This window comes from Bacteroidota bacterium, assembly GCA_016718825.1.
Lineage (GTDB): Bacteria > Bacteroidota > Bacteroidia > J057 > JADKCL01 > JADKCL01.
Genome location: JADKCL010000005.1, coordinates 60,913 through 86,058, shown reverse-complemented (window position 1 = coordinate 86,058; position 25,146 = coordinate 60,913). Strand labels below are relative to the sequence as shown.

Below are 25,146 nucleotides of genomic sequence, written 5' to 3'. Positions count from 1 at the left end.
TCAAATTGGGGTGCTATCAAAAGGTTTGGTAAATTTATCATTATGAAACAAAACTCCCCGTTTCCAAGAATTGTGTGGCTGCTTTTCGGGTTGTTGGCTACGAATGCAGCATTCGCCCAAGGGCAAATTCCCAACGGGGATTTCGAGGCTTGGACCGCCCCGCCCTTTACCGGCTACGAAGAACCTAGCAGCGGATGGTGGACGACGCTGAACACGCTCAACTCGATCGGCGGACCCGAGACAGTGGAGAAAACCACGGATGCGCATGGCGGCAGCTACGCTGCGGTGCTCACAACAAAACAATGGGGCACGCTTACGATTCCAGGATTGTTGGTTTCCGGCGAATTTGACATTCAAAACCCCAACTTTCTGGTGCAAGGGCAACCCTTTACCGACTTGCCGAATGCATTTCAGGGATGGTTCAAGTACAGCCCGGTCTCGGGCGACAGCGCAGGTTTGGCGGCCCTGCTCACGCGTTGGAACACTTCCCTGCAGAAGCGCGACACGCTTGCCCAAGCCGCGTGGGTCGTGACAGCCGCCTATCCCAATTGGACCGAATTTGACCTACCCTTCACCTATTTCCAGACAGGCATCACGCCCGACAGCATCCTCGTGGCTTTGGTTTCGAGCGGCGATGGGCAGAATTTCAATGGCCAAGTCGGCAGCAAGTTGTGGATTGACGATGTGCGGCTTGATTATGCGACAGGAAATGCGGAATCGACATTGACTGCGAAGCCGTCGGTTCAAGTTTTGGGAAATCAGCTCGCAGTCCATCTGCCAGCGTCGGGAGCCGCCTCGGAATTGCATCTTTACGACCTGCAAGGCAAGCATTTACTCAGCCAAACGCTGCACAGCGGTGATCAAAACATCGACTTGGACCATGCCAACGGAATCTATCTGGTCGAAATCCGGCAGGGAACCAACGTGCGGCTTCGTCAAAAAATCGCCTGTTTTCGCCCATGAAAAGCGTGTGGATCGCACTTGGCTTCTTGCTGTTGACCACGGGTTTGTGGGCACAATCGCCTTGGCATTGGGGAGTACGTGGCGGAGTGATGCTCGGCGGACCAATTCCGGCGAAGTCCAATCCTGACAGCAGCGGCGGAAAATTGGCCGTGGGCCCGTCGGTCGGCGGTTTTGTAGAATATAGTCTTGCCGAGCGTTGGCGCATTCAGGCTGGACTTTCGTACGCGTACAAGGGCGCGACCTATCAGCAGCTCTACCGCAACGATACGCTGATGCCGTTGGAGATTTTTCCGGGTGTCGTCGACACCGTTCCCACCTTCTACTATGCCGATGTCAACGGCAAAATGTCCCTGCACTACCTTGACCTGCCCATTTTAGCCGAATGGCGCGCCACCAAGCGCATGTGGGTTCAAGGTGGCGTTTACGCGAGTGCTTTGCTCGGGGGCAGCGACAAAGGCGATATCCAAATCCAAATCGGAAACGGCCAAGTCTTTCCAGACACGACCACCACATTCGACAACATCCAGGAAATCCAGCGAATCGATTTTGGCGTTACCCTTGGTGGTCGCTACCAATGGGAACGAGGACCCTTCATTGAATTCCTGGCGCAACGCAGCATCAGGAGCCTCTACCGAAAGGGCTTTTTTGCCAGCCAAGGCTTGGACGAAGTGCCCTTGTACCATACCCAGTTTTACATCGGTGTGGGATGGTGGTTTTGAAGGAAAAGAGGGAAAACAAGTCGGATGGGATCAAATTTCGGTTGAATAAAGCTTGATGCGAATCTTTCGCTTGCGTGGCCATCTTGAAATGTGCCGCTTATTGTAGCCACGGAAAAGGATACGGTACTTCCCGTTTTCCTTTTCATCGACGTATCCTTGGATCCAAAATGCTCCACGATCAAAATCGTCAGGAACAAAGTCGAACTCCACCCATTCATTGTTCCGTGTTTCGAATTCGGCGACAAATTGCCTTCCAACCCGAATGCGGGAAGAATAGACCGTCTTTTGAGGATCAAATTGCAGCTTCTTTTCACGAAAACTCAGCTTCCAACGGTAGTGATGGGATTTAGGGACGGCAGAAACTGCCGATTGACCAACAAGACTGCCGCTGCAGAGGAAATGCAAAACAAAAATCGAGACGATTGGGATGAGGATCCGGCTCACTGCCTCACCATTCTTAAAATGAAAGGTTTTCCGGCAGTGATGCATTTCACAAAGTACACGCCGGAAACCAAGTTTGGAACCGATTCTTCGAATCGACTTTGTACCTCGGCGGCTGTGCCTTTCCATTCGGCAATCAAATCTCCATAGATTCCGATCAATTGCACTTGGCAATTTTCGACGTCGACAAGCTGCAAATGCACTTCCCCGTCGTTGGGGTTGGGCCAAAGTTTGGGTTCGGTTTCCCCTGTCAAAGAATTCCAAACCTCGTCGGTCGCCACGCGCGCGCGGTTGCCGTTCACATCCGTATGGTACAATTCGTACCGAATGAGTCCTGCAGGGGCATTGAAATCTTGCGTAGAAAGGGCGGAATTAGTTCCAATGGGCCAATTTCCAAGCGAGAATTCATCGTCACCCACCCTACGCAGGAGTTCAAATTCGCCATTCATGTCTGCTGAATCCCAGGTCCAGTCGATGTCCACTGTGGTCTCACCCACCGGTGTCGCCTGCATTTTCACATCGCCCTCTTGTAAGGGCAGGTTGTGAAGCGCAATCGCAAAGTCGCTGAATGCAGCGAGACCGGTCCGCGAACAGGTTACCTCGCCCACGATTTCAGTAAATCCGGCATGCGTGCCGGGATTGGCCCAAATTCCGAGGGCATCGGGCCGCTTGACGTTGATGTATTTTGTCGCACCGCCGTTGGTGTAGCCCCGCTCATGCAAGGTAATGTCGTAGGAACCGACAAACGGCAAGTCTGGCGCCAAAGTCCAAACGCCGGCGTTCAAAATTTGGTCATAAAGATCCCCCGCCTCCACGATGCTCGGAGCGGCCCCGCCGATCAACGGATTGAAAAATCCTCCGATCACGGTAAATCCTGAAGGATTGGTGAGGCTCAGCGTCGCCAATTCGTAAAACGCCGCTGTCCCCAGCGGGTAATCATAAGTGCGGGTTCCTGGACCTGTCTGAATAGCGCGCACCAAATTCCCATTCACATAAGAGGCTGTGCTGTGATTGATCACTGCTCCCGGCAAAGGATTGGCAACGATCGTGGCATTGGCTGCGGTGGTGACCTTGCCATTTGTGAGATTCAAAACACCCCCGACTTGAATGCTTTTCGCAAGGACCACGTCTCCGCCCGGTTTATTCACCACAACATTGAAAAAGTCCTCTGTCGGCTGAATCGTTCCAAGCGTAATGGTTTGATTGGCCGCTCCGAGGAAATTGACGGTGCTTTCGCCCTCGACAAAATCTCCTGAGCTGGAATTGTTGGTCCAGTTTCCGTGCAAGTTGAGGGTGCCGTCCGGCGTGCCGGGAATGGCATCACTGAAATCGAGCACCAAGCTGCCTGCTGTCGTTGCATTCGTCAGGTTCCCAAAAACGGTGAGCATCTTCAAGGGATTGCCTTCGGCTTTGATCGAATGACCTGCGGCACCGGAACAGAGAATGTCGTTGCATTGGCAATTTTGCCCGGCTTGGATGACGATGTCATTGTTGCTGCCGGTTGGGAAGGTGACATTGGTCGCCGCTGTTGGCACCTGTCGATCATCCCAGTTGCAAGGGTTGAACCAGTTGTCGTCAACAAGTCCATTCCAGAGGCCGGCGGTTCCGGGGAAATTGTAGCCCAGTGTCGTCGTCGTAAGGGATACATCGTCCAGATAAAAGACTTCATCCGACCGATTGACGCGTGCGCGGACCCGAAACTCGAACGTGTTGGTTCCGGGAGGAACAGTGTACACCCAAGGATTGGGCATGGCCGCGGGAATCCCGACAGGATTGGTGGCGTACGTCCACGCATAGTCTCCGAGCGCGATCATCGCAGTGATGGTCGTCCATGCGCCGCCATTGAGCCGAACCTCAAATTTGAGACTGTCAGATCCGTCCCAACCACTTCCCGAGCAAAAGGTATGGCTACGATGGTGAACGGTGAGTTGCACGTTGTCGAGGCAGGCCACATTTACCGGATTGAATTGAATCGTATTGCCGTGCATAGGGCATCCGGTGGATCCGCCGCCAGCAATACAATTCGCGCCCGAGGAGCAACCTGCGGTGTTGCCACCGCCAGCGCGGATGGCAAACGAGCCTGTGCGCGGCAAAGCCGCAACGATTCCCGGAGCGATGGGTCCGCCCGCATTTGTGATTGCCTGAAAGGCCCAATTGTCTGCCGGCGTGCCCTCCCCACCCTGAAAAGCGATGGTCGTTTGGGCATTCGCAGACCAAAAACAGCACAAAAAGGCAAGAAAGAGGGCAACGTGCAGGGTAGACACGGTCTTCATAGGCAGTCGATTCAAACAATGCCTACAAATTTATCAAAATTGGCCAGATTTCCTTGGGAGCGACAGGATTCCTCCTGATTCCTACTGCCTTCAGGCACCGAACTCCAAGACTTCCAAAGAAAACAGCGGATTAGCCCCAGCTTTCTTCGGGAGAAATCAGTAAATCTTTGCTTTCAAGTCTTCGGGATCGCTGGGCTCAAAACCCCGCATCGCGCAGCAGCGGCATCGACATACAATGCGAACCCCCGCGTGCACGTGACAACTCCGTCGAAGGCAACAGGATCAGCGTATCTGTAACATCCTGCGGCTTGAGTTCGCCGTTTTCAAATTGCTTCAGGAGATCCTCGGCTGCGATGACATCAAAATCCAATACATTTTCGAATTCAATTGCCGTACGCTCGTTGCGGTCGTAGCCAAGAACGACACCTTCCTTCAATGCCAACACGTTGCAGGAATCGGTCCACTGCTCACGCTCGTCAAAGGGGAAGTAATCGCTGCCGCCGCCGCTGTACACCACGCGCACATCTTGCGGTTTCACGCCAAAATCCTCGATGCTGATGCGGTGCAACAAGGTTTCCAAGCCTGGAAGCGGCTCCTCGCTGATGCCTTCGCCGTTTTTCATGTATGGAACACTTGCCGGCTTGCGGAATTGGATAACCTTGGTCGTATGTTCCTCGGGCGCATCTGAAAATCCTGCCGAGAAGTCGACCTTTTCCTCGCCACGTTTGCGTTTGTGGATTTCGCTGTATTCGCCAAACATCACCCAGGCATGGCGACTCACTTGTGTGAAAATGGTATCAATGTGCATCACCGTGCGTTCCTGTGGGATCTTGACCACCGAAATTTTCTCGATTCCCAAGGAAGGAATCGGCGCATCGGGATTTTTGTCGATCGACTTACCGCCGTTGGCATCCCAACCAATGGAAAAAATCCGGTGGATGATGGCATCCACAGCACTTGCTGTGGTGCGTTCGCTGCAACCTACGATCAAGTGGTTGGGGCTGATCATCATCACGTCCCCGCCTTCGATCGAGATGCGCTTGTATTTCTGCACGTCTTCGTCTTCCAAAAAGAAGTCGCTGTCTTCAGAAATTTCAATGATGCGCTTGCGATTCTCTTTGAGTAGTCCGTAGTAGGTCACAAATTTCATGAGCAAGGACTCCCGCTTACGCGCGGGCATAGCCAATTTGCTCACAAGGATATGATCCTTGATGGTGATGCCAATGTCGCGGGTAAAGACGAAGTTGGGAACGGGCGGAAAAATGAATTTCATTTTCTTCTGCCCCTTGCGTTTGGTCTTGCGCTTGCGTTCGTCGTCTTCGGGCTCATAAGAAATGAAGCCTGAGATGAAGGTTTTGGCAAGATCCTCGGGCTCCATTTGCTCGAGTTCTTCCTGGATTTCGCGGTTGAGCCCTTCGAATGCGGATACGGCCACGATCATGCGGGTGCGCACATCCTTGTCTTTCAGTATATTGGCCATGAGCCGCTGCACCTCGACGACGCGCTCGCTGTTGTGAAAGTGCGGACTTGTCGGCTTGAAGAAGTCTTGACGGTCTTCGTATTCCTTCTTCTCGTAGCGCTGCATCACCTCCGGATCAAGGAACCAAAGCAGAATTTTGACATACTGGTCATACTCCTTCTGCATGCGGATGAGCTGCACGGTATCGTCATAGAGCCATGCATTAAACTTGCTCGGGATGATCTTGCCGATGCCACCATCCGGGCTGTGAATGAGCAACTTACGAAGTCTTCCGACTTCATTGGTCACAAAAATATCCTTGACGGTCTGCGTCGGTTGCGACTGGGTATCCATGATGAAGCGTCTTTAGTAGAGAATGTCGAACTAATCCCGTTTTTGTCTTCAGGAAGCGCAGGCGCGTTGGCCTTGCATCCCGAAATGCGGGGCAATTTAAGCAAATTCCGCCATTTTGGAAGGGCCGAAACGCGTAGCACCGGACCAATCAAACGATCCTTAACAGGTGTTATTCCTGCAACTTTTCCCATTCTGCGCGCCAGATGCGATAGACAAAGACTTCCATGTCCTTGAATTCGCAGGCTTTTTCGCGTTTCATGCCATTGTTGGTGGCTACGGCCTGACTTCCAATATTTTCCCGATGTATGATCGAGACAATCGAGGGCGCCAAATTGTGTTGAAATCCGAGATCACGAAATGCACGCGCGGCTTCGGTGGCATATCCTTGGAGCCAAAATTCCGGGAAGATATGGTAACCCACTTCCAATTCTGCGGTGCCATCGACCTGTTGGCCAAGCAGGCCGCATTGGCCAATCCATGCGCCGGATTCCTTGTCGATCAATGCCAAAAGTCCATAGGACCCTTCGCTGTACCGTTTCAGCTGACTCTCGATCCAAATTTCGGCGCGCTCCGCAGGCGTGACCGGCAGCTTTGGGAAGTATTGGGTCGCTTCAGCATTTTCCAGAAAATGTGTCCAAGCCTCGGCGTCTTGCAACGTCAAGGCTCGGGTGTAGAGCCTTGCGGTTTCGATTCGAAGGGGATAATTCATGCGCGTCCTTGCCTTTCGTAGGTTTCACGGTCAATCTCCCAGCGCCAAACCGGGCCTTCATCCGGATCGATGAGGTCTGCGACTTTGACCATGCCACAGTGCGCCAAGATGCGGGTAGAGGGATTTTGCTCGGCGAGGGTATGGGCGATGACCTTTTTGACTTCTGCCGAACGGAAGGCGAGGTCCCGCAACGCGAGTGCGGCTTCGGTGCCGAGCCCCTTCTGACGGTGTGCGGCTGCGATTTCGTAGCCGATTTCGACCTCGCCGGCGGCGTTGGGCTTGCCTTTGAAACCACAGCTGCCAACCAGTTCATTGGTTTCGCGCAAAACAGGTAGCCAAGACCACCATTCGGCATCTTCGGGGTTTGACTTCAGCCGCTCCAAAGTGTATTCGAAGATCGGCGCTCCAAATTCGGTCCAACCGGCCGGCACTTGGATCGCAAAATACATGCTCAGGACTTCGTTTCCTTCCAACACCATCTGAATGGCTTGCAAGTCACAATTGATGATGCGCAATTGATCTGTAGAGAGTTCCTTGTCCATTTTTGATTCTTCCGAGGTTTTAAATAGGGGTATTGCTCACGCTTACGATGCATTGTCGCCAAGGCTGGTACTGCTGATCTGAAGTCACCACCCGGGACGCTGTTTCAGAAACTCAAAATTAAGAAAATTAACGCTAGTTGCCCCTGGGATGGACACATTTTGAGCATTCGAAAATTGGAGCGTCCCGCCCCTGTTTTGGACAGCGACGTTGGCATTTGAATTTGAATTTGAATTTCCCAATCGTACGGCTATCGTATCAAATGGGATCGTATCCTTCCTCGGCGGGGCCCGGTTCATTGTGCAGTCTGCACCTCAAACCGAGAAGGGTTCGGTCATCGCAAATCGGGTCACAAAACCTGAGATCGTATTCAGTATCATTTTGGGCAGTGCCTGAAGTAGCCCGAAGCCTCGATCAATTCGAGTTCCAATGGCCCGACCGGGCGGTAAAGGAGGGTGGTGTTTTCGGTCATATTCTGCGAATGAAATGGTTTTAAAAGCTGCTTCGGCTTACGGCCCGCAAACTTGTGCAAGGTAGTATGAATCCATCCATTAACATTCCCGCAAACGATTCACCCGCCATTCTTTACGTGTGAGCGGGCTGTATCGGCGGTTCGAGCAACATTGCAGGACAATTGATTGGTTTTGATTTAATTGCAGTTCATTATCGACCCAAGAACATGAAGTCAAAATTCTTAGCATCCGCCTTTTTTCTGTTTTTGTCCTTCTGTGCCATGGCACAATCGCATTCGTTGCATTGGGCCAACATCACGCCCGTCAATGTAGAGGTGGTGCAAGTGGATGCCGATGACCAAGGAAATTCCATTGCGGTCGGTCATTTCTCAAGCCAACTCATCATCGGCAACGACACGCTCAATTCGAGTGGCAGCCTGAATGTCTTTATAGCAAAATACGATGTGAATGGCACGCCGATCTGGGCCCGCAAATTTGGCGGCAGCAGCACCGATATTGTCTACGGTATGGGAGTCGACCCCTTGGGTTTCGTCTATATCACGGGAGGTTCGCGCAGCAGCATGACAGTGGCTGGAACGGTTTTCCCAGCGAATCAATATGGTGACTTCTATCTGGTCAAATATGCGCCCAATGGTAATTTGTTGTGGGCCGTGCACGGCGGAACACCCGGCGGGGAATCGGGCGAAAACATCGGCTTTGACGCGCAAGGAAATGTCTATGTCGCGGGTTCGATGGGCAACGCACTTACCATTGGAACGACGACGTTGCCTCAGGAAGGTGTTGCGTCGGCTTTTGTTGCGGTGTTTTCCCCACAAGGTCAAGTCCTTCGTGCACACAACCATAGCGGTCCGTTTGCTTACAATGGCGCAAGAGGCATTGCCGTCCTTGCCAACGGAGACCATTATCTTGTAGGACAATACGATGGGTCGGTCGTTTTCGGAACGGACACCCTCCAAGGCATCGACAATTGCTGGGTCGCCAAATTTGACGCCGCTGGCAATTATCAATGGAGCCGTGACATGCAAGGCCCTGATTACCACGTCTGGTACGACGTAGGCGCATCGGCAAATGGAGACGTATTTTTGGTCGGCGATTTTTACGACACGCTATACTTCGGCGGCAATGTTTATCCCGTTGTCGGCCTCAACGACATCATCATCGCGCACTATGATGCCAATGGCAACCTGCTCGACCACCGCATCATCGCCACGCCAGGCAACGAAGACGGTCAATCCATCGCTGTCAAACCGAACGGGGATTATTATATCTCAGGAGAATATTCCTCGGGGGCGAGCTTTGGCGGACCTTCGATGCCTTCCTTCGGATTTTTTGACCTTTTCGTCGCGAAATACAGCGCCAACGGCACCTATCAATGGGCAGTGACCGGCGGTTCGTCCTCTTGGGACAAGGCACTTGATGTAGCGACCGACGGCCAAGGCCGTGTCTACGTCGTCGGCAGCACCACCGCAGGCATGTCCCTGTTCAACATCGCAGGCCAGATCTACAATCAGGCGGGCGGCTACATTTTCAAGGTTTTGGAAGATGCCAACCACGTCTCCGGACGCGTGGCCATGGACTACAACCACAATTCGATTTATGAGGCCTCCGACCTCCCTTGGAATGGCGGACAGGTCAACCTCACACCCGCGCTGCAAACGCGCATCACCGATGCAGATGGCGAATTTGATTTTGCGGCAGATACCGGCACCTATACATTGAATTTGCCGACGCCGCCCTCCTATTACAACTTGGTTCCAAGTACCCATACCGCGACCTTCTCTGCCTTGGCCTCTTATGACACCACCAACTACTTCCTGTTGGAACCCATTCCAGGCATCACGGATGTGCGCGTGAGCTTGACGGCGCTCAACAATCCAGGGCCGGGAAGGGACTATTGGCTGCGAATGACCTATCAAAATGTCGGCACCGACACAGCATCCGGAACCGTTTCCTTGGAGCATCCCAATCGATTTGCATTCGTCAGCGCCAATCCGAATTACAGCGCAGTTTCTGTCGATACATTGAAATGGAACTATTCCAACCTTTTGCCTTGGGAAACCAGAACGATACTCGTTTGCATGCAGCCTGACACCTTCTACTTTATTGGTCAACAAGTACAAGTGATGGCCGACATCACACCATTTGCCAGCGACGCCAACCAAACCAACAACCTCGACACCCTCACAGATTGGATCAGCACGAGCTTTGACCCCAATGACAAACTCGTTTCTCCAGCAGGGCCTTTCACCCCGCTCGAAGCCCAAAACAGCATCTGGCTCACCTATACCATTCGCTTCCAAAATACAGGGAATGATACCGCTTATGTCGTGCGCCTCCAAGACTCCCTGCAGTCCAACCTCGACATTGCCAGTTTGGAATTGCTCGATGCCAGCCATCCCTACACGTTCCAGATGGCAAATGGCATCGCACATTGGCGGTTTGAAAACATCTTGCTTCCCGACAGTGCTACCAACCCCGGCGGAAGCATGGGCTTTGCGAAGTACCGCATCAAAACGGTCCCTGGGCTTGACTGCAGGAAGCCAAGTCGACAACTTCGCTGACATCTATTTTGACTACAACGCCCCTGTACGCACGCCGACGGCCACCGTTTTGATTCAAAATCCGGTCGCGGCATCTGATGAAGTTCAGGTACTGCCTGGATTCACGGTTTTCCCGAATCCCAACAATGGCCAATTTGCCTTCCGCAGCGACAAAGCAATTCCCTCGATCATCAATGTCAAGTTGCTCGACCTCCAAGGCCGTCAACTATGGGAAAAGGAACTGCGCGGTTTGGGGGCCAATCAAGTCGTCCAATGTCCAACCATGGATTTGCCACAAGGCATTTACCTGCTGCAATTGAATTCGGCTGGGAAAAACGACTATCTGAAGGTGGTGGTTCGGTAATTGCCCGACTGCTTACTGAATGATGTCCTTGTAACGCCGCTTGGGGTCGTCGGTCCATTGATGGTAGCCAAACATCTTGGACACGAGCCCCTTCGGGAAAAAGCGCTCCAGATTTTTGTACAGAATCAGGTCATACTTCCGGTGGAAGTTGATCCAGCAACCATTGCAGTTGTCGTGGTGGTCGTTGAGCGTGGCAATCGTCGCTTCTTGGGCGAGGATTTCATCCAAGGTATTGTTGTGAATGTTCCCCAGTTTGTCGTCGAGGTGCATGCAAATCGGCACATCGCCATTGGGCAGCACGACCACCGAGTCCAGAATGCTTTTGCAAGGCAGAATCAATTTTCCCGCGCGCCATTCGTCGTAGAGTACGAGGTAGTCGTAGTTTTCCTTGAATTGCTTCAAGTTTTCGGGGATCTCCCCCAAACTTGCTTGCTGATAGGCTTCGTCCTTCGTGTCAAAAAATTTGATGTCGCTGTACACGCCCACGCGCAGGTCCACCCCGTGCAAGCTGCACACGTCGGCGACGTGCGCAAGGTCCTCCATCGAATTCCAAGGCGAGGCGCAGTACATCACCGAGATCGGGACAACGCTTTTCAGCGCCTCGATCACCTTGATCACATTTTTGTAGCCGTCCTTGCCGCGCATTTCCTTGTAGGTTTCCTCGGTGCCATCCAATGAAATGTAAAGGCGCACCGGCGGGGAAGCTCTGACAGCTTCGATGAGGCTATCGGGCTTGAGGCAATTGCTCAACAGGTCAAAATTGGGATGGTTTTCGCGGAACCAAGCCATGATTTCCCGTGACTCGGGATGAAGGAGAAATTCGCCGCCTTCGAGACCGACTTTGGTATGCTTGGAGATGCATTTGTTGTCCAACAGGGCATAAATGCTCTCCTTGGGAAGGTATTTGACGGGGCGCTTGGCCCAGATCAGGCAATGCTTGCAACGCGAATCACAAAGATCGGTGGCATAGATCATCAGCGTCGAAATCTTCCGATGCCGAGGAAACAGCCGGTTGTGGAGCATCCGACTGCCCCGGTCAAAATAATCGCGCGCTTTGTACATGCAACGCAAAGATAGGGTTTTGGGAATGGAGAAACGAAGTTCAGCGAAGCTAATTGGGAATTGAGAATGGAGATGCGCCGCAGGTGGACAGCGAGGCTAATTCAGAACTGCGAAGCAATTTCGAGGTACATCACGAAGACCTTTGAAATTAGACAACACCGAGTACTTCACGAAGCCGGATAAAATTCATCACCAATCCGCATCATCTTTTTCCCGAAATTCGCCACGGACACAAAACATGAGCGGATTCCGATATACCCTTGCAGAAATTGCCCGCATGATGGGCGACGATGCCCGTTTGGTCGGGACCGCTTCCGACCAATTGCTTTCCGAGGTCGAATTTGACTCGCGCCAAATTCATGACGGAGCAGCAACTTTGTTTGTGGCGATCAAGGGCGAAAACCGCGACGGGCATGCGTTTTTGCGGCAAGGGTTTGAGAAAGGCGTCCGGCATTTCTTGGTTTCGGATTCTGCAAAATTGCCCGAAGGTAGCGCGGCCATCCTTGTCCAAGACACCGTTGCGGCTTTGCAGGCCTTTGCTGCTGCGCATCGGAGACGATTTGATTATCCGGTCATCGCCATCACGGGCAGCAACGGCAAAACGACGGTCAAGGAATGGCTCGTGACCTTGTTGGGCGATCATTTCCAAGTCGTGAAGTCGCCACAGAGCTACAACAGCCAAATCGGTGTCGCGCTTTCCCTGCTGCAAATGAATGCCGATCACAATTTGGCCATCATCGAGGCGGGGATTTCCCAAGTTGGCGAAATGGCCAAATTGGCGCAGATGATCCGCCCGGAAATGGGGATTTTGACCCACTTTGGTGATGCGCATGCCGACGGATTTTCCAATTCGCAGGAAAAACTTCGTGAAAAGCTCCGCCTGTTTGACCATACGGAGGCGATTTTGGCCGATACACTGGACGAATCGGTTTTTCAAGGGCTGCATACCCACCTCGCTTCGCATCCGCAGCGCTGCTCAACATTGGGTAATGGTCCCGGCCGCACACATCTATTGACCGCGGTGAAATCCGAACCATCAGCCATCCAAGCGGAATTGAATTCGCCCGATGGCAACTACATCTTGGATATTCCGCTGCCCGGGGAAGCTGCCCTTGCCAATGCAGCCCTCGCCGTGATGGCCTGCCTGCAACTTGGGCTGACATTCGAAGACATCCAACCCCGCCTCCAATTGCTGCGTCCCGTTTCGATGCGCATGGAGATGATCACCGACAATCCGGAGATCACCATCATCAACGACGCCTACAATGCGGATTTGAGTTCGGTGAAGAATGCCTTGTCGTTGCTCGCCACCGAACGCTACCATGCGACACGCAGCCTGATTCTCACCGACATCGACCATCAAGGACAGCATCAGGAGCGCATTCAACGGGAAATACTGGACATGGCGGTGATGGCCCTCGGGGCCGACAATATCATGGTCATCGGTCCGGTGTTTGACCGAATGCTTGCGGATGTGCCGTGGATTGCAAGCTATCCGAGTACCGAGGCATTTATTCAAGCATTTGACTATGAGCGGTTTCGCAACCGCACGGTGTTGCTCAAAGGTGCACGGCGCTTCGGTCTTGACCGGCTGATTCCCTACCTGAGTCGCCGCGCGACGGCTACTTGGTTCAAAATCAACATGAATGCCCTCGCCCACAACTACCGGCAGTTTCGGGCAAGGGTGCCCAAGTCGACCCGCACGATGGCGATGGTCAAGGCATTTGCCTACGGCTCAGGCTCTTGGGAAATCGCACAGGCGGTCGTGCGCGAGGGTGTGGACCAGCTCGCGGTCGCCTACACGAGCGAAGGCATCATGCTGCGCACCCGCGGCATCCACGTGCCGATCATGGTCATGAATGCCGATTTGCAAAGCATCGAGCAACTCTACCAATTTGACCTCGTTCCCGAGGTGTACAACCTTGCCTTTTTGCGTCAGTACATTCAAGCCGGCCGTCAATTGGGGAAATCCAGGTTTCCCGTGCACATCAAAGTCGATACCGGAATGGCGCGTCTCGGCTGGGATTGGGAGTCGCCCGATGATTTGATTGCCTTCCTGCAGCGTGAACCTGGCGTCGAGGTCGAATCGGTCTTGAGCCACCTTTCCAGTGCCGATGCTGGCGAACTCGACGCTTTCACCCATTTGCAGGCCCGTAGGTTTCTCGGGTTTTATGAACGCCTCATCCATCAGGTGAAATTTGAACAACTGCCTTTGCGGCACATCTGCAACACGGCCGGGGTGCTGCGATTCCCCGAATATGCCTTTGACATGGTGCGCCTCGGAATCGGACTCTATGGCGTGCCGCCCTTTGAGGGTGCTGGCATTCACTTGCAGGAAATCGGCAGCCTGCATACCGTCGTGACGCAAGTCCATGATTATCCAGCAAATACACCGATCGGCTATGGCTGTAGTCAAGCGACGCACGGCATCGCGAGAATTGCAACGCTGCCCATCGGCTATGCAGATGGCATTCGGCGCAGCCTGGGCAATGGCAACGGGAGGTTTCTCGTGCGGGGCAAGCGCGCACCTGTGATCGGCCGTGTCTGCATGGACATGCTCATGCTCGACGTCACACACATACCGGGCGTGCAAGCGGGCGACGAAGTGGTGATCATGGGTGCCCAAGACGGCGACTTCATTTCCGTCGAAGAAATCGCTCGACGCTGCGATACGATTTCCTATGAAATCTTGACCGGCATCTCACAGCGGGTCAGAAGGGTGTATGTCAGGGAATGAATCCCTAAAAATGAGGACTTGACCACCATTTTTTCATTTCTCATTTCTCATTTCGCATTTCTCATTTCTCATTCCCGATCACATTGATTAATTTGCCGCCTCGATAAAAAATCGATGCCCAGATATGTCGGCTGATACAGCGAATTTGTTGATGAACTTGATGATCGTGTCCCCCATGATTGGGGTTCCGCTCGTCCTCTTGATGGGTAACAAGCAAGCCAAGGTGACCGCCTTGCTCGCTTCTTGCGTGCCATTGGTACTCTCCATCTTGGTTTACATTTATTACCTCGACAACTCCGGTCTCGCAACGGCAGATGTCGGCGGAAATCCCAATTCGACGCTCAACAACTACGTGTTGTTCTCGATCGGCGATTGGTGGTTCAACATTCCAGGCTTGGATATCAAGTTCATGACCGGAATTGACGGCATTTCCATCTATTTGGTGCTGCTGACGACAATTCTCTTTCCACTCACGATTTTCTTCTCTTGGGGATCGGTGGACAAGATGGAAAAAGGCTACTACGCCCTTTTGCTGGTCTTGCAAGTGGGTGTCCTCGGCTTTTTCTGCTCGCTGGACATGGTGTTGTTTTACATTTTCTTCGAAATGGTGCTCATCCCGATGTACTTCTTGATCGGGATTTGGGGAGGCAAGGAGCGTATTTACGCCTCCATCAAGTTCTTCCTCTACACGTTGGTGGGTTCGCTGCTGATGTTGGTGGCGATCATCTGGGTGGCGATTGAAGCTGCTCCAATGGCACAGCTCCTTTATCCAGACGCACCTTCGATCCTCTTTACGACTGATTACCATGCCATTCTGAATGCAAACATCCCCTTGGGTGCTCAGACTTGGTTGTTTGCTGCCTTTGCATTGGCATTCGCCATCAAAGTGCCGCTTTTCCCTTTGCATACTTGGTTGCCCGATGCGCACACCCAAGCGCCTACCGCTGGTTCGGTGATCTTGGCGGGTGTTTTGCTGAAAATGGGAACCTACGGCTTGGTCCGTTTCTGCCTGCCATTCTTCCCTGAAGCCTCCGTGGACTTCGCTCCTTTGATGTGTTTCTTGGCAGTGGTCGGCATTATCTATGGTGGAATGGCCGCCATGGTGCAGACGGACGTGAAACGCTTGGTCGCTTATTCATCTGTCTCCCACTTGGGCTTCATTGTGTTGGGAATTTTCTCCTTCACCCCCGAAGCCTTGAATGGAGCCGTCCTTCAAATGGTGAGCCACGGTATCACCACTGGCGCTTTGTTCCTCATGGTCGGTATGATTTATGACCGTCGCCATACCCGTATGATCGCCGATTTCCAAGGTTTGGCCCGCCAAATTCCAATTTTCACCTTGTTTTTCATGATCACGGTGCTCGCCTCCGTCGGTCTGCCCGGCTTGAATGGGTTTGTGGGTGAATTCATGATTCTCGCAGGATCTTTCGCCTCCAACTTGGTCTCCGATTGGTGGGCTGTCATCGCCGCTTCCGGTGTGATTGTCGCTGCCGTTTACCTTCTGTGGATGTTCCGCCGGGTGATGTTTGGCGCATTGGACAAGGAAGAAAACCGCAAGGTGACCGACTTGACGCGCAATGAAATCTGGGTAATGATCCCCCTCGTCTTGCTGATGTTCTACATGGGCTTCAATGCAGGTCCATTCCTGAAGCAAATCGACAACAGCTCGGTGGTCATTTTGAAGCATATTCCCGGAGCAGGAAGCACCGTGCGCCACAGCAGTGGCGACGCCACTACCGCACCTACCCCTGTTGCTGAAAACGCACATTAAAATGTGCGTGCAACGATAAAATACATCAAACCCCGGTCAAAAGCTGGGGTTTTTTGCTGAACCGAAAACTGGAAACACAATGGCTGATACGCTCAAGGAACGCTTTTTTGTACAGTCCTTTTGGGACGAATTGGGAAAGAACCTGCAACTGATCCTGCCGGGATTTGATGGCAGCGCCTTTCAAAAAACCGTCTGCAATGCAGATTGGGAGCGCCTCGAACTGAAGCAACGCATCCGCCGCGTGGCGGTTTGCCTACGGCCTTTCTTGCCCGAGGCCTATCCCGCAGCAGTCGCAAAACTTGTGCAATTGGCGCAACACCGGCTCGACCACCCAAGGACCGGTCATGGATTTGCCTTCCTTTTCTTGGCGGATTTCATCGAAGAATTTGGTCTGGATCACCTTGAAGCCTCCATCGACGCATTTCCTGTGATCACCCAAGTGATGTCCTGCGAATTTGCGGTTCGGCCGTTTATCATTCGTTATCCCAAGGAGATGCTGGCCGCGATGCTCACGTGGGCAGAAAACCCCAATGTACACATCCGGCGGCTTGCGTCGGAGGGTTCCCGTCCGCGGCTGCCCTGGGGTATGGCCCTGCAATTCCTTAAAAAAGATCCGGCACCCAGCATTCCGATTCTGGAAAAACTCAAGTCCGATCCCGAGGAATACGTGCGCCGCTCTGTAGCCAACCACCTCAATGACATCTCCAAGGACCATCCGGATGTCGCGATCAACTTGGCCAAGGCCTGGATCGGTCAATCCAAGGAAACCGACCGCTTGATCAAACATGCCCTCCGAGGATTGCTCAAAGCGGGAAATGAGACTGCCTTGGGGCTTTTTGGATTCGTCACGTTGAAAAATGTGGCAATTCAAGGCTTGCGTTGCCAACCTAGCGTCGCCATCGGCGGGGATTGGGAATTTTCCTTCGAATTGGTGGTCGGCGGAACTGCATCTCAACACCTGCGGCTGGAATTCGGAATCGACTATATGAAAGCCAACGGGAAGGCTAACCGCAAGATTTTCCAAATGCGCGAGTCGACCTTTGCGCCGGGAACCTATGCCATGGCGAAACGGCATTCCTTTTTGGAGCGCACCACGCGCAAGCACCACATCGGACTGCATGCGGTTGCCGTTTTGGTGAATGGGGTGGAACTCGGATTGGCTGAATTTGAGGTTACGGGCCATATTTAGGCGATCATATCAATGACAATTCGAGCCATCCACCCTGCAAGTAGCAGCGTCGATGGCTCGAATTCAGCTTCCAGTACAAATTTCGATTAATCCACGACGGTGAACTTCAGGCTCTGGGAGCCGCTTGCCGAGTGGCATAGGCGGGCAAAGTACAATCCTGCCGTCCATTGCGAGACATCCAAGTTGAGTTCGTGAACGCCACCAACTTCCGCCGTGATCCCGGTTTGGATTGCGATCCGTTTACCTTTCAAGTCAAAGACCTCCAAGGTCATCGTTCCAGATTCTGGCGAATTCACTCGAAAATGGAGCGCATTGGTCGCTGGGATTGGATATGCGGTCAACTTCAATTCCATCACCTCTGGTGAAAGAATTGCTTCTGGTTGGCCGGCTTTGTTTGTGCAACCGCCCAATAGGTCACCATGGTTGAGGTGGGTCGCCACTTGTGACTGCGTCACGCACGAGGTGGAACCGTTGTGGCAAAGCAGCACTTTGTTGAGATTATTTCCACAACGCACATCCACTACATTGACCGTCACATCATCGGTGATGGTGGCTGCACAGGCATCGGTCACAGTGACGAAATAATTGGTGGTCGCCGTCGGGCAAACATTTACCGATGAAGAAGTTGCGCCATTGGACCATTGGTAGGTAAATGGTCCAACACCACTGCTCGGGACTGCAGACAATGTGGTGCAACTCCGTGGCGAATAGCCGCGGTAAACCGTCCTGTTGGCTCCCAAATTCAGAGCCAATGCAATTGGCGCATTGACGACAATGGAAGTGCTTTTGTGGCACAAGCCGGTTGCGTCCGTCACTGTGATGCCATAGGTGCCCGGCGACAGACCCGAAATGCTCGAAGTCGTGGCGCCATTGCTCCACAGGTAGGTGTAGGGAGCCGTTCCACCTGAAGGACTCAGGGCAATGCTCCCGGTCGATCCCTGACAGAGGGGATGGGACACGATTTCATTCAAAGGGATACTGCACCCGCCATTCGCCGGATATACCACCATGTCAGGACCGAAGCAACCTCCCAAGATATTGCCGGCTGCCTCCAAACCGCGCATCCACAAAGAGTCTGGCAATCCGTCAGTAATCAAAGTGATGTCGTAGCAAACCGTTTGGACAGGTCCACATGTTGAGGAGATGCAGGCCCAAGGTTCGTTTGCAACATCGTTGAGTTCGTTGCGGTTGAAATACAACAAGGAATCGCCACCAAAGAGGGTGTCTTCATAGGTATAGCCGGTCTGTGGACTGACAATATGGGAGGGCTGACCAACAAAATTGGCATTCGAAGAGAGAAAAAATGCGAAAGTACTGGTGTTGTCATCCGCACCTGACTGACTGCCGTTGTTGCCTGCCCCGGCACAGAAACGTATGTCGAGGGCATACCTTCCACCAGGTTGCGGGGTGATTGCGGTCAATGTAATGCCGCTGCGGTCACAAGCTTTGGTCTGCACGGCCATCAGCAGCACGACCGAAAAGAACATGAGTGTTCCGAGAGAATTTTTGATCTTTTTCATAGATAACGGGTAATGTGGGTAAAATATAGAGCAATGACAATACAACTTACCGATGGTTGCTCAACCAGCTGCGCGTTTGTAAATCGATTTTACAAAATACATTCAATACGTGTTATATATACTCCCCATTTCGGTGATATTCGAAGCGGAAATAAGCCTTCTGAGCAAAATGACCCACCTTGTCATAAAAATCTCCCTGTAAGATTTATGGTTTGTTTCCTTGCGATCAGCACAAAATTCTCTGAAATGGCAGCTATGCTTTGCAGGCAAGATGCATATTGTCACAACCGGAAGTATCTGGTGGGGGGGTGTTTTCAGCCTGAAATAAGCCCCCCCCCGGGGGGCCCCCCCCGGCCGGGGTCCCGACACGAAGTCCCCGCCCCCCCCGGGGGGGGTTTTCCCCCCCCCCCCCCCCCCCCCCCCCGGGGGATCGTCCGAGGCCCCCCCCCCTGTATCTCTTGGAGTGGCTGAGCCCGCTTTCCGTGCCTGCCCTGCCCCCCCACATTTGAATTTCAGGCTTTTCTCAACTCGATAAGGCTCACCTCCGGCCAAATACCAACACGCCCCGGGAAGCCAATGTGGCCAAATCCGCGGTTGACATAAAGATGCTGTTGGTTGTCGGAGTAGAGTCCCGCCCATTGTTTGTACCTCCACTGTGCGGGACTCCATTTCACGCCGGGAATCTCGACACCAAACTGCGCGCCGTGCGTGTGCCCGCTCAATTGCAGGTGCACATGCTTGCGGTGGTCGCGCACCTGCGCATCCCAATGCGAGGGATCATGCGACATGAGGACTGCAAATTCGGAGTCTTCAACCCCTTCGAAGGCAATGTCCAAATCGCCATACTGCGGAAATGGTGGACTGCCCCAATTCTCCACGCCAGCCAAAACGATGTTTTGGCCATCCTTTTCCAGTCGGATATGGGCGTTGTTGAGCAATTGGAAGCCCATTCGCTCATTTTGTTTGCGGATGGCAAGGTGGTTGGCAACTTTGGCTTCCTGCGATTCAAACTGATAATAATGTCCGTAGTCGTGGTTGCCCAAGACTGAAAACTTGCCCATTGGCGCTGACAGTCGGGCAAACATTTCAATGTAATCTTCTGCCTCGGTCGCCAAATTATTGACCAAATCCCCTGTAAACAGGATCAAATCAGGTTTTTGTGCCATGATGAGATCCAATCCTTCTTGCACGCCCGCGATGCTGTCAAAGGTTCCGGCGTGGATGTCGGAGATCTGCACAATCCTCATGCCGTCAAATGCTTCGGGCAAGTCCGCAAAACGTAAAGTCTCCTTGTGTAAGGTGAAATCATATTTCCCTTTCAGCATGCCGTAAAGGGCTCCCGCGAATGGAATTCCGACAATCACCAAGCCCAATTGGCCCATGAATTTGCGACGGCTTGGCATCACGACCGGATCAGGTTCGGTGGCAACTGCTGCCGCACCCTTTTTAAAAAGCCATTGAAACAGCCGTGCGATGTCGTCGATCAGAAAAAACACCGACAACATCAACTTGCTGATGATGAAGACAAAGCCAAGTCCCATCAAGAGATTCACCCAAAAATTGGCGCGGCTGTAACCGCCGGAAAAAATCGTAAAAATGGTGACGATGGCTGCGATTTCTATTCCGAGCGAAACGAAATAGCCGATTCGCGCAGCTTTCATGGCCCAACCCGTGCGAAATGTGGCTTTCAGCGCGAAATAGACATAAAACTCGATGCCGATGAGGATTGCGAGGAAACCCCCCAAGAATATCATCCTGGAATGCCATGAGTTAAATTTGAGCGTGACCGAAGTATGACGAACAAGCCGGAAGGATTGTTTTGCGGTTTTTTTTTTTTTTCTTTCCCTTCTTTTTTGGGGGGGGGTCCGGCCCTTTTTGGGGGGGCTTCCCTCGTTTTTGCCCCGTCCCCGTCCCCGGCGGGGGTCCCGGGGGCGGGGGGGGTTGGGGAAATGGGGGGCCGGTTCCCCCCCCTCCCCCCCCGCTGCGGGGGGGGGGCCGGTGGGGGGGGGGGGGGCGGGGGGGGGGGTTTGGGGCGCCGGGTGGGGGTTTCTGGGGCGGGCCTCCCCCGGGCGGGGGTTTTTTCCCCCCGCTCGTGTTTCAGCCAAGTTGATACGAAAAAAGGCCATCCGAGCGGATGACCTTTTTTGGAATTTTGCGGCCCCTTGGTTGGACAAAGGGGTTGGATCCGCATGTTGGAATTAAAAGACTAAAAAAGAACAACTGTCTTTGCAAGCGCACGGTATTTGGAAGATAGAAATTGGGACTGCTGAATTTACCGCGACGCTTGCCCTAATCCTTCTTGACGACATACCTACGCAGCAAAAGTTTCCTTGGATCAATCCGGATCGAAAAAAATTTTACCCCTTTTCGAAACGCAAAAACAGCTCTCGAAGCATCGAATGTGCCTATTACAAAAAGGCTGCCCCAAATGGAGCAGCCTACCACAATACAATGAAGAACACTTTTATAGCATCGATTTGGCCTTTTCTGCCAACGGATGATCCAAATAGGGGTCAGTCGAGAGCGCCTGCTTGATTTGCGCCAAACCGGCGGCTTTGTTGCCGGCGGCAACCTCGATCAGACCCGCGACACAATTTTTTGCAGGATCCTTGGACCCCGTGCGCAGGGCGACTTTCATGTATCCCTGTGCCTTGGCAAAATCTCCCAAGGCATAGTGGATCTCTGCAAGGGCTGCATTCACGTCAATGTTTTCGGGGCGTACAGCGAAGGCCTTTTCTGCATAAACCTGTGCCGCCTGCGCATCATTTTGCAAATGCAACTTGGCCATGGCCAATTCCAAATCGACCAAGTGGCCGCTTTCCTCGTCCTCGGCCATCATCACCATCACTTCTTCGCCGATGGCCTTGGCTTCGGCCTCATTGCCCAGTTGCAGCATCAGATCGGCTTTTTGCTCATAGAATCCCACCTCGGGAATCAATGCAATCGCCTTGTCGAGCAGTTTTCCCGCCTCGGCGGTATTGCCTTGCTTCATGGCAATGGAAGCCAGTCCGCTGTAGGCAAATGGATATTCGGGGCGCTCTTCCAGGATGATCGTGTAGTGCATCTTGGCATCGTCGAGCTTGCCGTAATTTTCATAAAGTTTCGCGAGGGTCAGTCGGCACCAAGCAGACTGCTCATAGCCCGGCATAGCGGCATCGACCGCCATTTTCATGGCTTCGATCGCACCTTCGGGATCGCCGTGAATCTCACGGAGGTAGCTGATCCTGGAATAGGAGCGCAAATCGGGACGGATGCCCACCATGATGTCGGAGAGGCGCACGGCTTCGTCATAATTTCCCAATTCCACATTTGCGTCGATCAGGACACCATGGATGCCTGCATTCTGCGGGAAAATCTTCCGGCCTTCCTCGCCTGTGGCGAGTGCCTTCTGGAATTCGTGTTGGGACAACTGTACGGTTGCTTTGTAGTAGGCTGCCTGGAAACGGATCTCCTCGCTGCATCCAGCAAGATTCGGGATGAGGTCGATCATTTTCAGCGCTGCCGGATAATAATAAGGGTGTTCCCCCGTAATGCGAGCTTCGTTCATGAACAGCTCCGCGAGTGCCAGGTAAGCCTCGGCATTGTTGGCATCCTTTTGAATGGCGGCCTTCTGCTTGTCGTAGATCGTCGCGACATTCGTTACTTCGTCGGGGCTACCAAGACCTGCCTTGCGGCCTTTGAGGAAAGGGATTGCCGATGCAGTTCCTTGCGGCAGTTCCATGCCACCTGCACGTGTATCGCCGCAGCCTGTGAGTACAAACGAGGCGGTGCATACCATCAAAATCAATGCTACGAGGGGAGTGAACTTTTTCATTTTTCTTCTTCTTGTATCGTGTGGATGAATCGTGGGGCTGATCTATTAAAGCAGTCGAATGGTTTGTTTCAGGATGTGCTCCCATCTCCTTGCAGCCATCGGCCTTGGGGAGATGGGAATACAATCCATTCAGCATTATTTGGTTTTCACCAATTTGAAGCTTTGCATGACCTGGGCTTCGGTGCCTTTGCCGACGATCACTTTGGCGAGATAGACACCTGCGGGGGCATCTCCTGCGTTCCAAGTGTGGCGGTATTCACCTGCGCCTTGGGCCTTTGGAGCCATTTTGTGCACGAGTTGGCCATTGAGGGCATAGACCTCGATGCTCACCTCGGCGTCACCGTTCATGCGGTAACGGATGGTTGTGGATTCAGCAAACGGATTGGGACCTGCCGCCGCAAATACTTCAGGTGCTGCCAATCCCAGACCCACGGATGGACCCAACACGGCTGGCTGTGTGTAGCTGATCGCTTTGCCACTGCATTTGCCCGTACCACTCCAAGGTTGTTGCACGTAGGGGAAGCTGCTGCGGAAAGTCGTGTCATTGTTTTCGACGCCAGTAGTGTAGCCGAGCACGCCGCCCAAGGCAGCCGTCACGGGATTCGGTCCGCCAGCGGTGTAGTCGTCATACCAGAGGCCGATCGCAGCCAAGGCCACGCCAGACACTGCCTGCAATTCAATGCGGGTCACATCATCTTCCAAACGGCGGCCGTTGGGGAAGCCATCCATGTTGGGGATGAAGACGAGATTGGCATTGGCGTTGTAGGGTGCAGTCGTGAGACCCAAGACAGCTGCCTGCACAAGGCCAAGCGCGCTGAAGTTGGGGTCGTTGCGCTGGGTCACAGGCACTGCCATGTTCAGGCGCAACATGTCACCAAAAGTCGGCAGGAAGTTGTTGATGAAGGGTTTCCCCACCGCCAACGGATTGCCACCCGCCTTGCCGGTCCACAACTGATAGGGGGCAAGGTTGGGGACACCTGTGTAGAAGATCGGCAGGAGGTCCACGGAGCGTGGCTTGCCTTGACGCAACAGGTAGTTGCCAAAGAGCATCGTGTCCAACGCGGTTCCGGCACCGCCATTGCTCGCCCGGATCGGCCATAAGCCGTCATGGGTATTGCCGAAGTCAAAGGATTGCAGCGAATTGCGTTGGATGCGCAAGGGCGCCATGGCTGGCACAGCACCGCCAAAGAGGCTGTTGTCCATGTAGAGACCCAATTCCGGATTGCAGAAATAGTCGTCCATGGCAGGATCCTCGGAGTAAGGCGTCAATGAATTCCAGCGGTCTTTTTGGCCAATCGGAATCACGACCTCGTTGGTCAGGGGCATGCCCAGACGGCTCACTTGCACAAAGTTGCCGCTGTAGCTCGTGCTGCCATTCGTGTTGAGGGTGCGGATCTGCTGACGGCTTGCACTTGCCCAGACCCCGATGATGAAGTCGCTGTCCAGGATGTTCACGGCCGATGTGACGGCTTGGCCGTTCTTCTGCAATGTCGCGATCGGCACCTTGATGGCGATCGTGCTCACGTTGAGGCAGGCAAGGCCGTCCCTCGGGCCTCCGCCTTGGCGAGGCAAGTCACCTACGTCGAATACGCCACCGAGATCGACATAAAACGGATCATCGGTCGGGCCACAAAATACCTTTTCGCCGCCAGTACCCGTTGCAGTGGTAATCGCCGCGTTGAAGAGTGCATCATAGGTCGTGTTCAGACCTGCGCCACCCGTGATGCTGCGCGGACCAATGTTGTAGGGGGGCACGATGCCTCCGCTCACGATGGTTGTAAATGCGCCACCATTCACGCTTTTCTCCAAAATATAGGTCGTCTTGAGGTTTTGCTGCCCTAGACGGATGTTGAAGAAAGTGGTCGCGTCCTGATTCGTCTTGCTGAATGTGAACCGGTAGGTGATGTCGTCACCCGCGGTGCCATCGTTCTCAATATGAATCTCGTAGCGGATATTTTCGCCGAATCCATAGTAGTTGGGACCACCGTGGGGCAATTGCAAGGGCACGTAGTTGGCGATGATCGTCACAAAGTTGGTATCATCGGGGCTACGGAAGACGTAGAGGTCGGTGTTGTCGGCCAGCGGATCATCGGCGATCAGCGGCGCCTCACGGTGGCTGGAGGCTTGCAAGCTTCCGCCGAATGTGAGCAACAACGCGAGGAGGATTGCACTCCCTGTCAATGTCTTATGAATGAGCTTCTTCATGCTTTCTTTTCTT

17 protein-coding genes are annotated in these 25,146 nt (G+C 53.3%); 7 read left to right on the top strand and 10 right to left on the bottom strand.

What is annotated here, in order from left to right; translation table 11 throughout:
- Nucleotides 1–42: 42 nt before the first annotated feature.
- Together IPN95_06875 and IPN95_06870 are read left to right on the top strand one after the other, a co-directional pair.
- A complete protein-coding gene (locus tag IPN95_06875) occupies nt 43–963 on the top strand; it encodes a PCMD domain-containing protein (GenBank protein MBK9449125.1) in 921 nt (306 codons plus the stop codon).
- The gene (locus IPN95_06870; GenBank protein ID MBK9449124.1) at nt 960–1,682 is read left to right on the top strand and encodes a PorT family protein; all 723 of its coding nucleotides are present in this window, start codon (nt 960–962) and stop codon (nt 1,680–1,682) included. Before IPN95_06875 ends, IPN95_06870 begins: the two co-directional genes overlap by 4 nt.
- A gap of 30 nt (nt 1,683–1,712) precedes the next feature.
- Here IPN95_06870 and IPN95_06865 read toward each other — a convergent pair whose 3' ends face one another.
- The 5 genes from IPN95_06865 to IPN95_06845 form a co-directional block, all read right to left on the bottom strand.
- The gene (locus IPN95_06865; GenBank protein ID MBK9449123.1) at nt 1,713–2,126 is read right to left on the bottom strand and encodes a hypothetical protein; all 414 of its coding nucleotides are present in this window, start codon (nt 2,124–2,126) and stop codon (nt 1,713–1,715) included.
- The gene (locus tag IPN95_06860) at nt 2,123–4,396 is read right to left on the bottom strand and encodes a hypothetical protein (GenBank protein ID MBK9449122.1); all 2,274 of its coding nucleotides are present in this window, start codon (nt 4,394–4,396) and stop codon (nt 2,123–2,125) included. Before IPN95_06860 ends, IPN95_06865 begins: the two co-directional genes overlap by 4 nt.
- A 196-nt stretch (nt 4,397–4,592) precedes the next feature.
- On the bottom strand, nt 4,593–6,209 hold the full coding sequence (locus IPN95_06855; protein MBK9449121.1) for an amidinotransferase: 1,617 nt from the start codon (nt 6,207–6,209) through the stop codon (nt 4,593–4,595).
- 169 nt (nt 6,210–6,378) lie between these two features.
- Entirely contained in the window at nt 6,379–6,918 is a 540-nt protein-coding gene (locus tag IPN95_06850) for a GNAT family N-acetyltransferase (GenBank protein MBK9449120.1), read from the bottom strand.
- Nucleotides 6,915–7,460, bottom strand: a complete 546-nt coding sequence (locus tag IPN95_06845; protein MBK9449119.1) for a GNAT family N-acetyltransferase — start codon at nt 7,458–7,460, stop codon at nt 6,915–6,917. The genes IPN95_06850 and IPN95_06845 overlap by 4 nt, the downstream gene beginning before the upstream one ends.
- Nucleotides 7,461–8,191: 731 nt before the next feature.
- On the opposite strand from IPN95_06845, the gene IPN95_06840 reads away from it, so the two are divergent.
- Both IPN95_06840 and IPN95_06835 read left to right on the top strand, forming a co-directional pair.
- The gene (locus IPN95_06840) at nt 8,192–10,492 is read left to right on the top strand and encodes an SBBP repeat-containing protein (protein ID MBK9449118.1); all 2,301 of its coding nucleotides are present in this window, start codon (nt 8,192–8,194) and stop codon (nt 10,490–10,492) included.
- The gene (locus IPN95_06835; protein ID MBK9449117.1) at nt 10,458–10,835 is read left to right on the top strand and encodes a T9SS type A sorting domain-containing protein; all 378 of its coding nucleotides are present in this window, start codon (nt 10,458–10,460) and stop codon (nt 10,833–10,835) included. Before IPN95_06840 ends, IPN95_06835 begins: the two co-directional genes overlap by 35 nt.
- A gap of 12 nt (nt 10,836–10,847) precedes the next feature.
- On the opposite strand, the gene IPN95_06830 is transcribed toward IPN95_06835, so the two are convergent.
- A complete protein-coding gene (locus tag IPN95_06830; GenBank protein ID MBK9449116.1) occupies nt 10,848–11,897 on the bottom strand; it encodes a radical SAM protein in 1,050 nt (349 codons plus the stop codon).
- A 238-nt stretch (nt 11,898–12,135) separates the two neighbouring features.
- Between IPN95_06830 and IPN95_06825 the strand changes: the two genes are divergently transcribed.
- The 3 genes from IPN95_06825 (at nt 12,136) to IPN95_06815 (ending at nt 17,594) form a co-directional block, all read left to right on the top strand.
- Nucleotides 12,136–14,634 carry a bifunctional UDP-N-acetylmuramoyl-tripeptide:D-alanyl-D-alanine ligase/alanine racemase gene (locus IPN95_06825; protein ID MBK9449115.1) on the top strand — a complete coding sequence of 833 codons (2,499 nt, stop codon included), beginning with the start codon at nt 12,136–12,138 and terminating at the stop codon, nt 14,632–14,634.
- Nucleotides 14,635–14,758: 124 nt separating this feature from the next.
- The gene (locus IPN95_06820) at nt 14,759–16,405 is read left to right on the top strand and encodes an NADH-quinone oxidoreductase subunit M (GenBank protein ID MBK9449114.1); all 1,647 of its coding nucleotides are present in this window, start codon (nt 14,759–14,761) and stop codon (nt 16,403–16,405) included.
- A 79-nt stretch (nt 16,406–16,484) separates the two neighbouring features.
- Nucleotides 16,485–17,594, top strand: coding sequence for a DNA alkylation repair protein (locus IPN95_06815; protein MBK9449113.1), 1,110 nt, complete (start codon nt 16,485–16,487; stop codon nt 17,592–17,594).
- Between the two features lie 86 nt (nt 17,595–17,680).
- Here IPN95_06815 and IPN95_06810 read toward each other — a convergent pair whose 3' ends face one another.
- The 4 genes from IPN95_06810 to IPN95_06795 all read right to left on the bottom strand — a co-directional run bounded on the left by IPN95_06810 (nt 17,681) and on the right by IPN95_06795 (nt 25,133).
- Nucleotides 17,681–19,114, bottom strand: coding sequence for a T9SS type A sorting domain-containing protein (locus IPN95_06810; protein MBK9449112.1), 1,434 nt, complete (start codon nt 19,112–19,114; stop codon nt 17,681–17,683).
- Nucleotides 19,115–19,626: 512 nt separating this feature from the next.
- Nucleotides 19,627–20,868 (bottom strand): metallophosphoesterase, encoded by a 1,242-nt coding sequence (locus IPN95_06805; GenBank protein MBK9449111.1) that lies wholly within the window; start codon nt 20,866–20,868, stop codon nt 19,627–19,629.
- Nucleotides 20,869–21,578: 710 nt separating this feature from the next.
- A complete protein-coding gene (locus IPN95_06800; GenBank protein ID MBK9449110.1) occupies nt 21,579–22,928 on the bottom strand; it encodes a tetratricopeptide repeat protein in 1,350 nt (449 codons plus the stop codon).
- Nucleotides 22,929–23,063: 135 nt separating this feature from the next.
- Nucleotides 23,064–25,133 carry a DUF4331 family protein gene (locus IPN95_06795; protein ID MBK9449109.1) on the bottom strand — a complete coding sequence of 690 codons (2,070 nt, stop codon included), beginning with the start codon at nt 25,131–25,133 and terminating at the stop codon, nt 23,064–23,066.
- Nucleotides 25,134–25,146: the final 13 nt, after the last annotated feature.

What these genes read in the sequence shown, in the direction of transcription:
- IPN95_06800 (MBK9449110.1), bottom strand. Translation starts at nt 22,928, where the DNA reads ATGAAAAAGTTCACTCCCCTCGTAGCATTGATTTTGATGGTATGCACC.
- IPN95_06795 (MBK9449109.1), bottom strand. Translation starts at nt 25,133, where the DNA reads ATGAAGAAGCTCATTCATAAGACATTGACAGGGAGTGCAATCCTCCTC.
- IPN95_06810 (MBK9449112.1), bottom strand. Translation starts at nt 19,114, where the DNA reads ATGAAAAAGATCAAAAATTCTCTCGGAACACTCATGTTCTTTTCGGTC.
- IPN95_06805 (MBK9449111.1), bottom strand. Translation starts at nt 20,868, where the DNA reads ATGATATTCTTGGGGGGTTTCCTCGCAATCCTCATCGGCATCGAGTTT.
- IPN95_06815 (MBK9449113.1), top strand. Translation starts at nt 16,485, where the DNA reads ATGGCTGATACGCTCAAGGAACGCTTTTTTGTACAGTCCTTTTGGGAC.
- IPN95_06845 (MBK9449119.1), bottom strand. Translation starts at nt 7,460, where the DNA reads ATGGACAAGGAACTCTCTACAGATCAATTGCGCATCATCAATTGTGAC.
- IPN95_06820 (MBK9449114.1), top strand. Translation starts at nt 14,759, where the DNA reads ATGTCGGCTGATACAGCGAATTTGTTGATGAACTTGATGATCGTGTCC.
- IPN95_06825 (MBK9449115.1), top strand. Translation starts at nt 12,136, where the DNA reads ATGAGCGGATTCCGATATACCCTTGCAGAAATTGCCCGCATGATGGGC.
- IPN95_06855 (MBK9449121.1), bottom strand. Translation starts at nt 6,209, where the DNA reads ATGGATACCCAGTCGCAACCGACGCAGACCGTCAAGGATATTTTTGTG.
- IPN95_06875 (MBK9449125.1), top strand. Translation starts at nt 43, where the DNA reads ATGAAACAAAACTCCCCGTTTCCAAGAATTGTGTGGCTGCTTTTCGGG.
- IPN95_06860 (MBK9449122.1), bottom strand. Translation starts at nt 4,396, where the DNA reads ATGAAGACCGTGTCTACCCTGCACGTTGCCCTCTTTCTTGCCTTTTTG.
- IPN95_06850 (MBK9449120.1), bottom strand. Translation starts at nt 6,918, where the DNA reads ATGAATTATCCCCTTCGAATCGAAACCGCAAGGCTCTACACCCGAGCC.
- IPN95_06840 (MBK9449118.1), top strand. Translation starts at nt 8,192, where the DNA reads ATGGCACAATCGCATTCGTTGCATTGGGCCAACATCACGCCCGTCAAT.
- IPN95_06830 (MBK9449116.1), bottom strand. Translation starts at nt 11,897, where the DNA reads ATGTACAAAGCGCGCGATTATTTTGACCGGGGCAGTCGGATGCTCCAC.
- IPN95_06870 (MBK9449124.1), top strand. Translation starts at nt 960, where the DNA reads ATGAAAAGCGTGTGGATCGCACTTGGCTTCTTGCTGTTGACCACGGGT.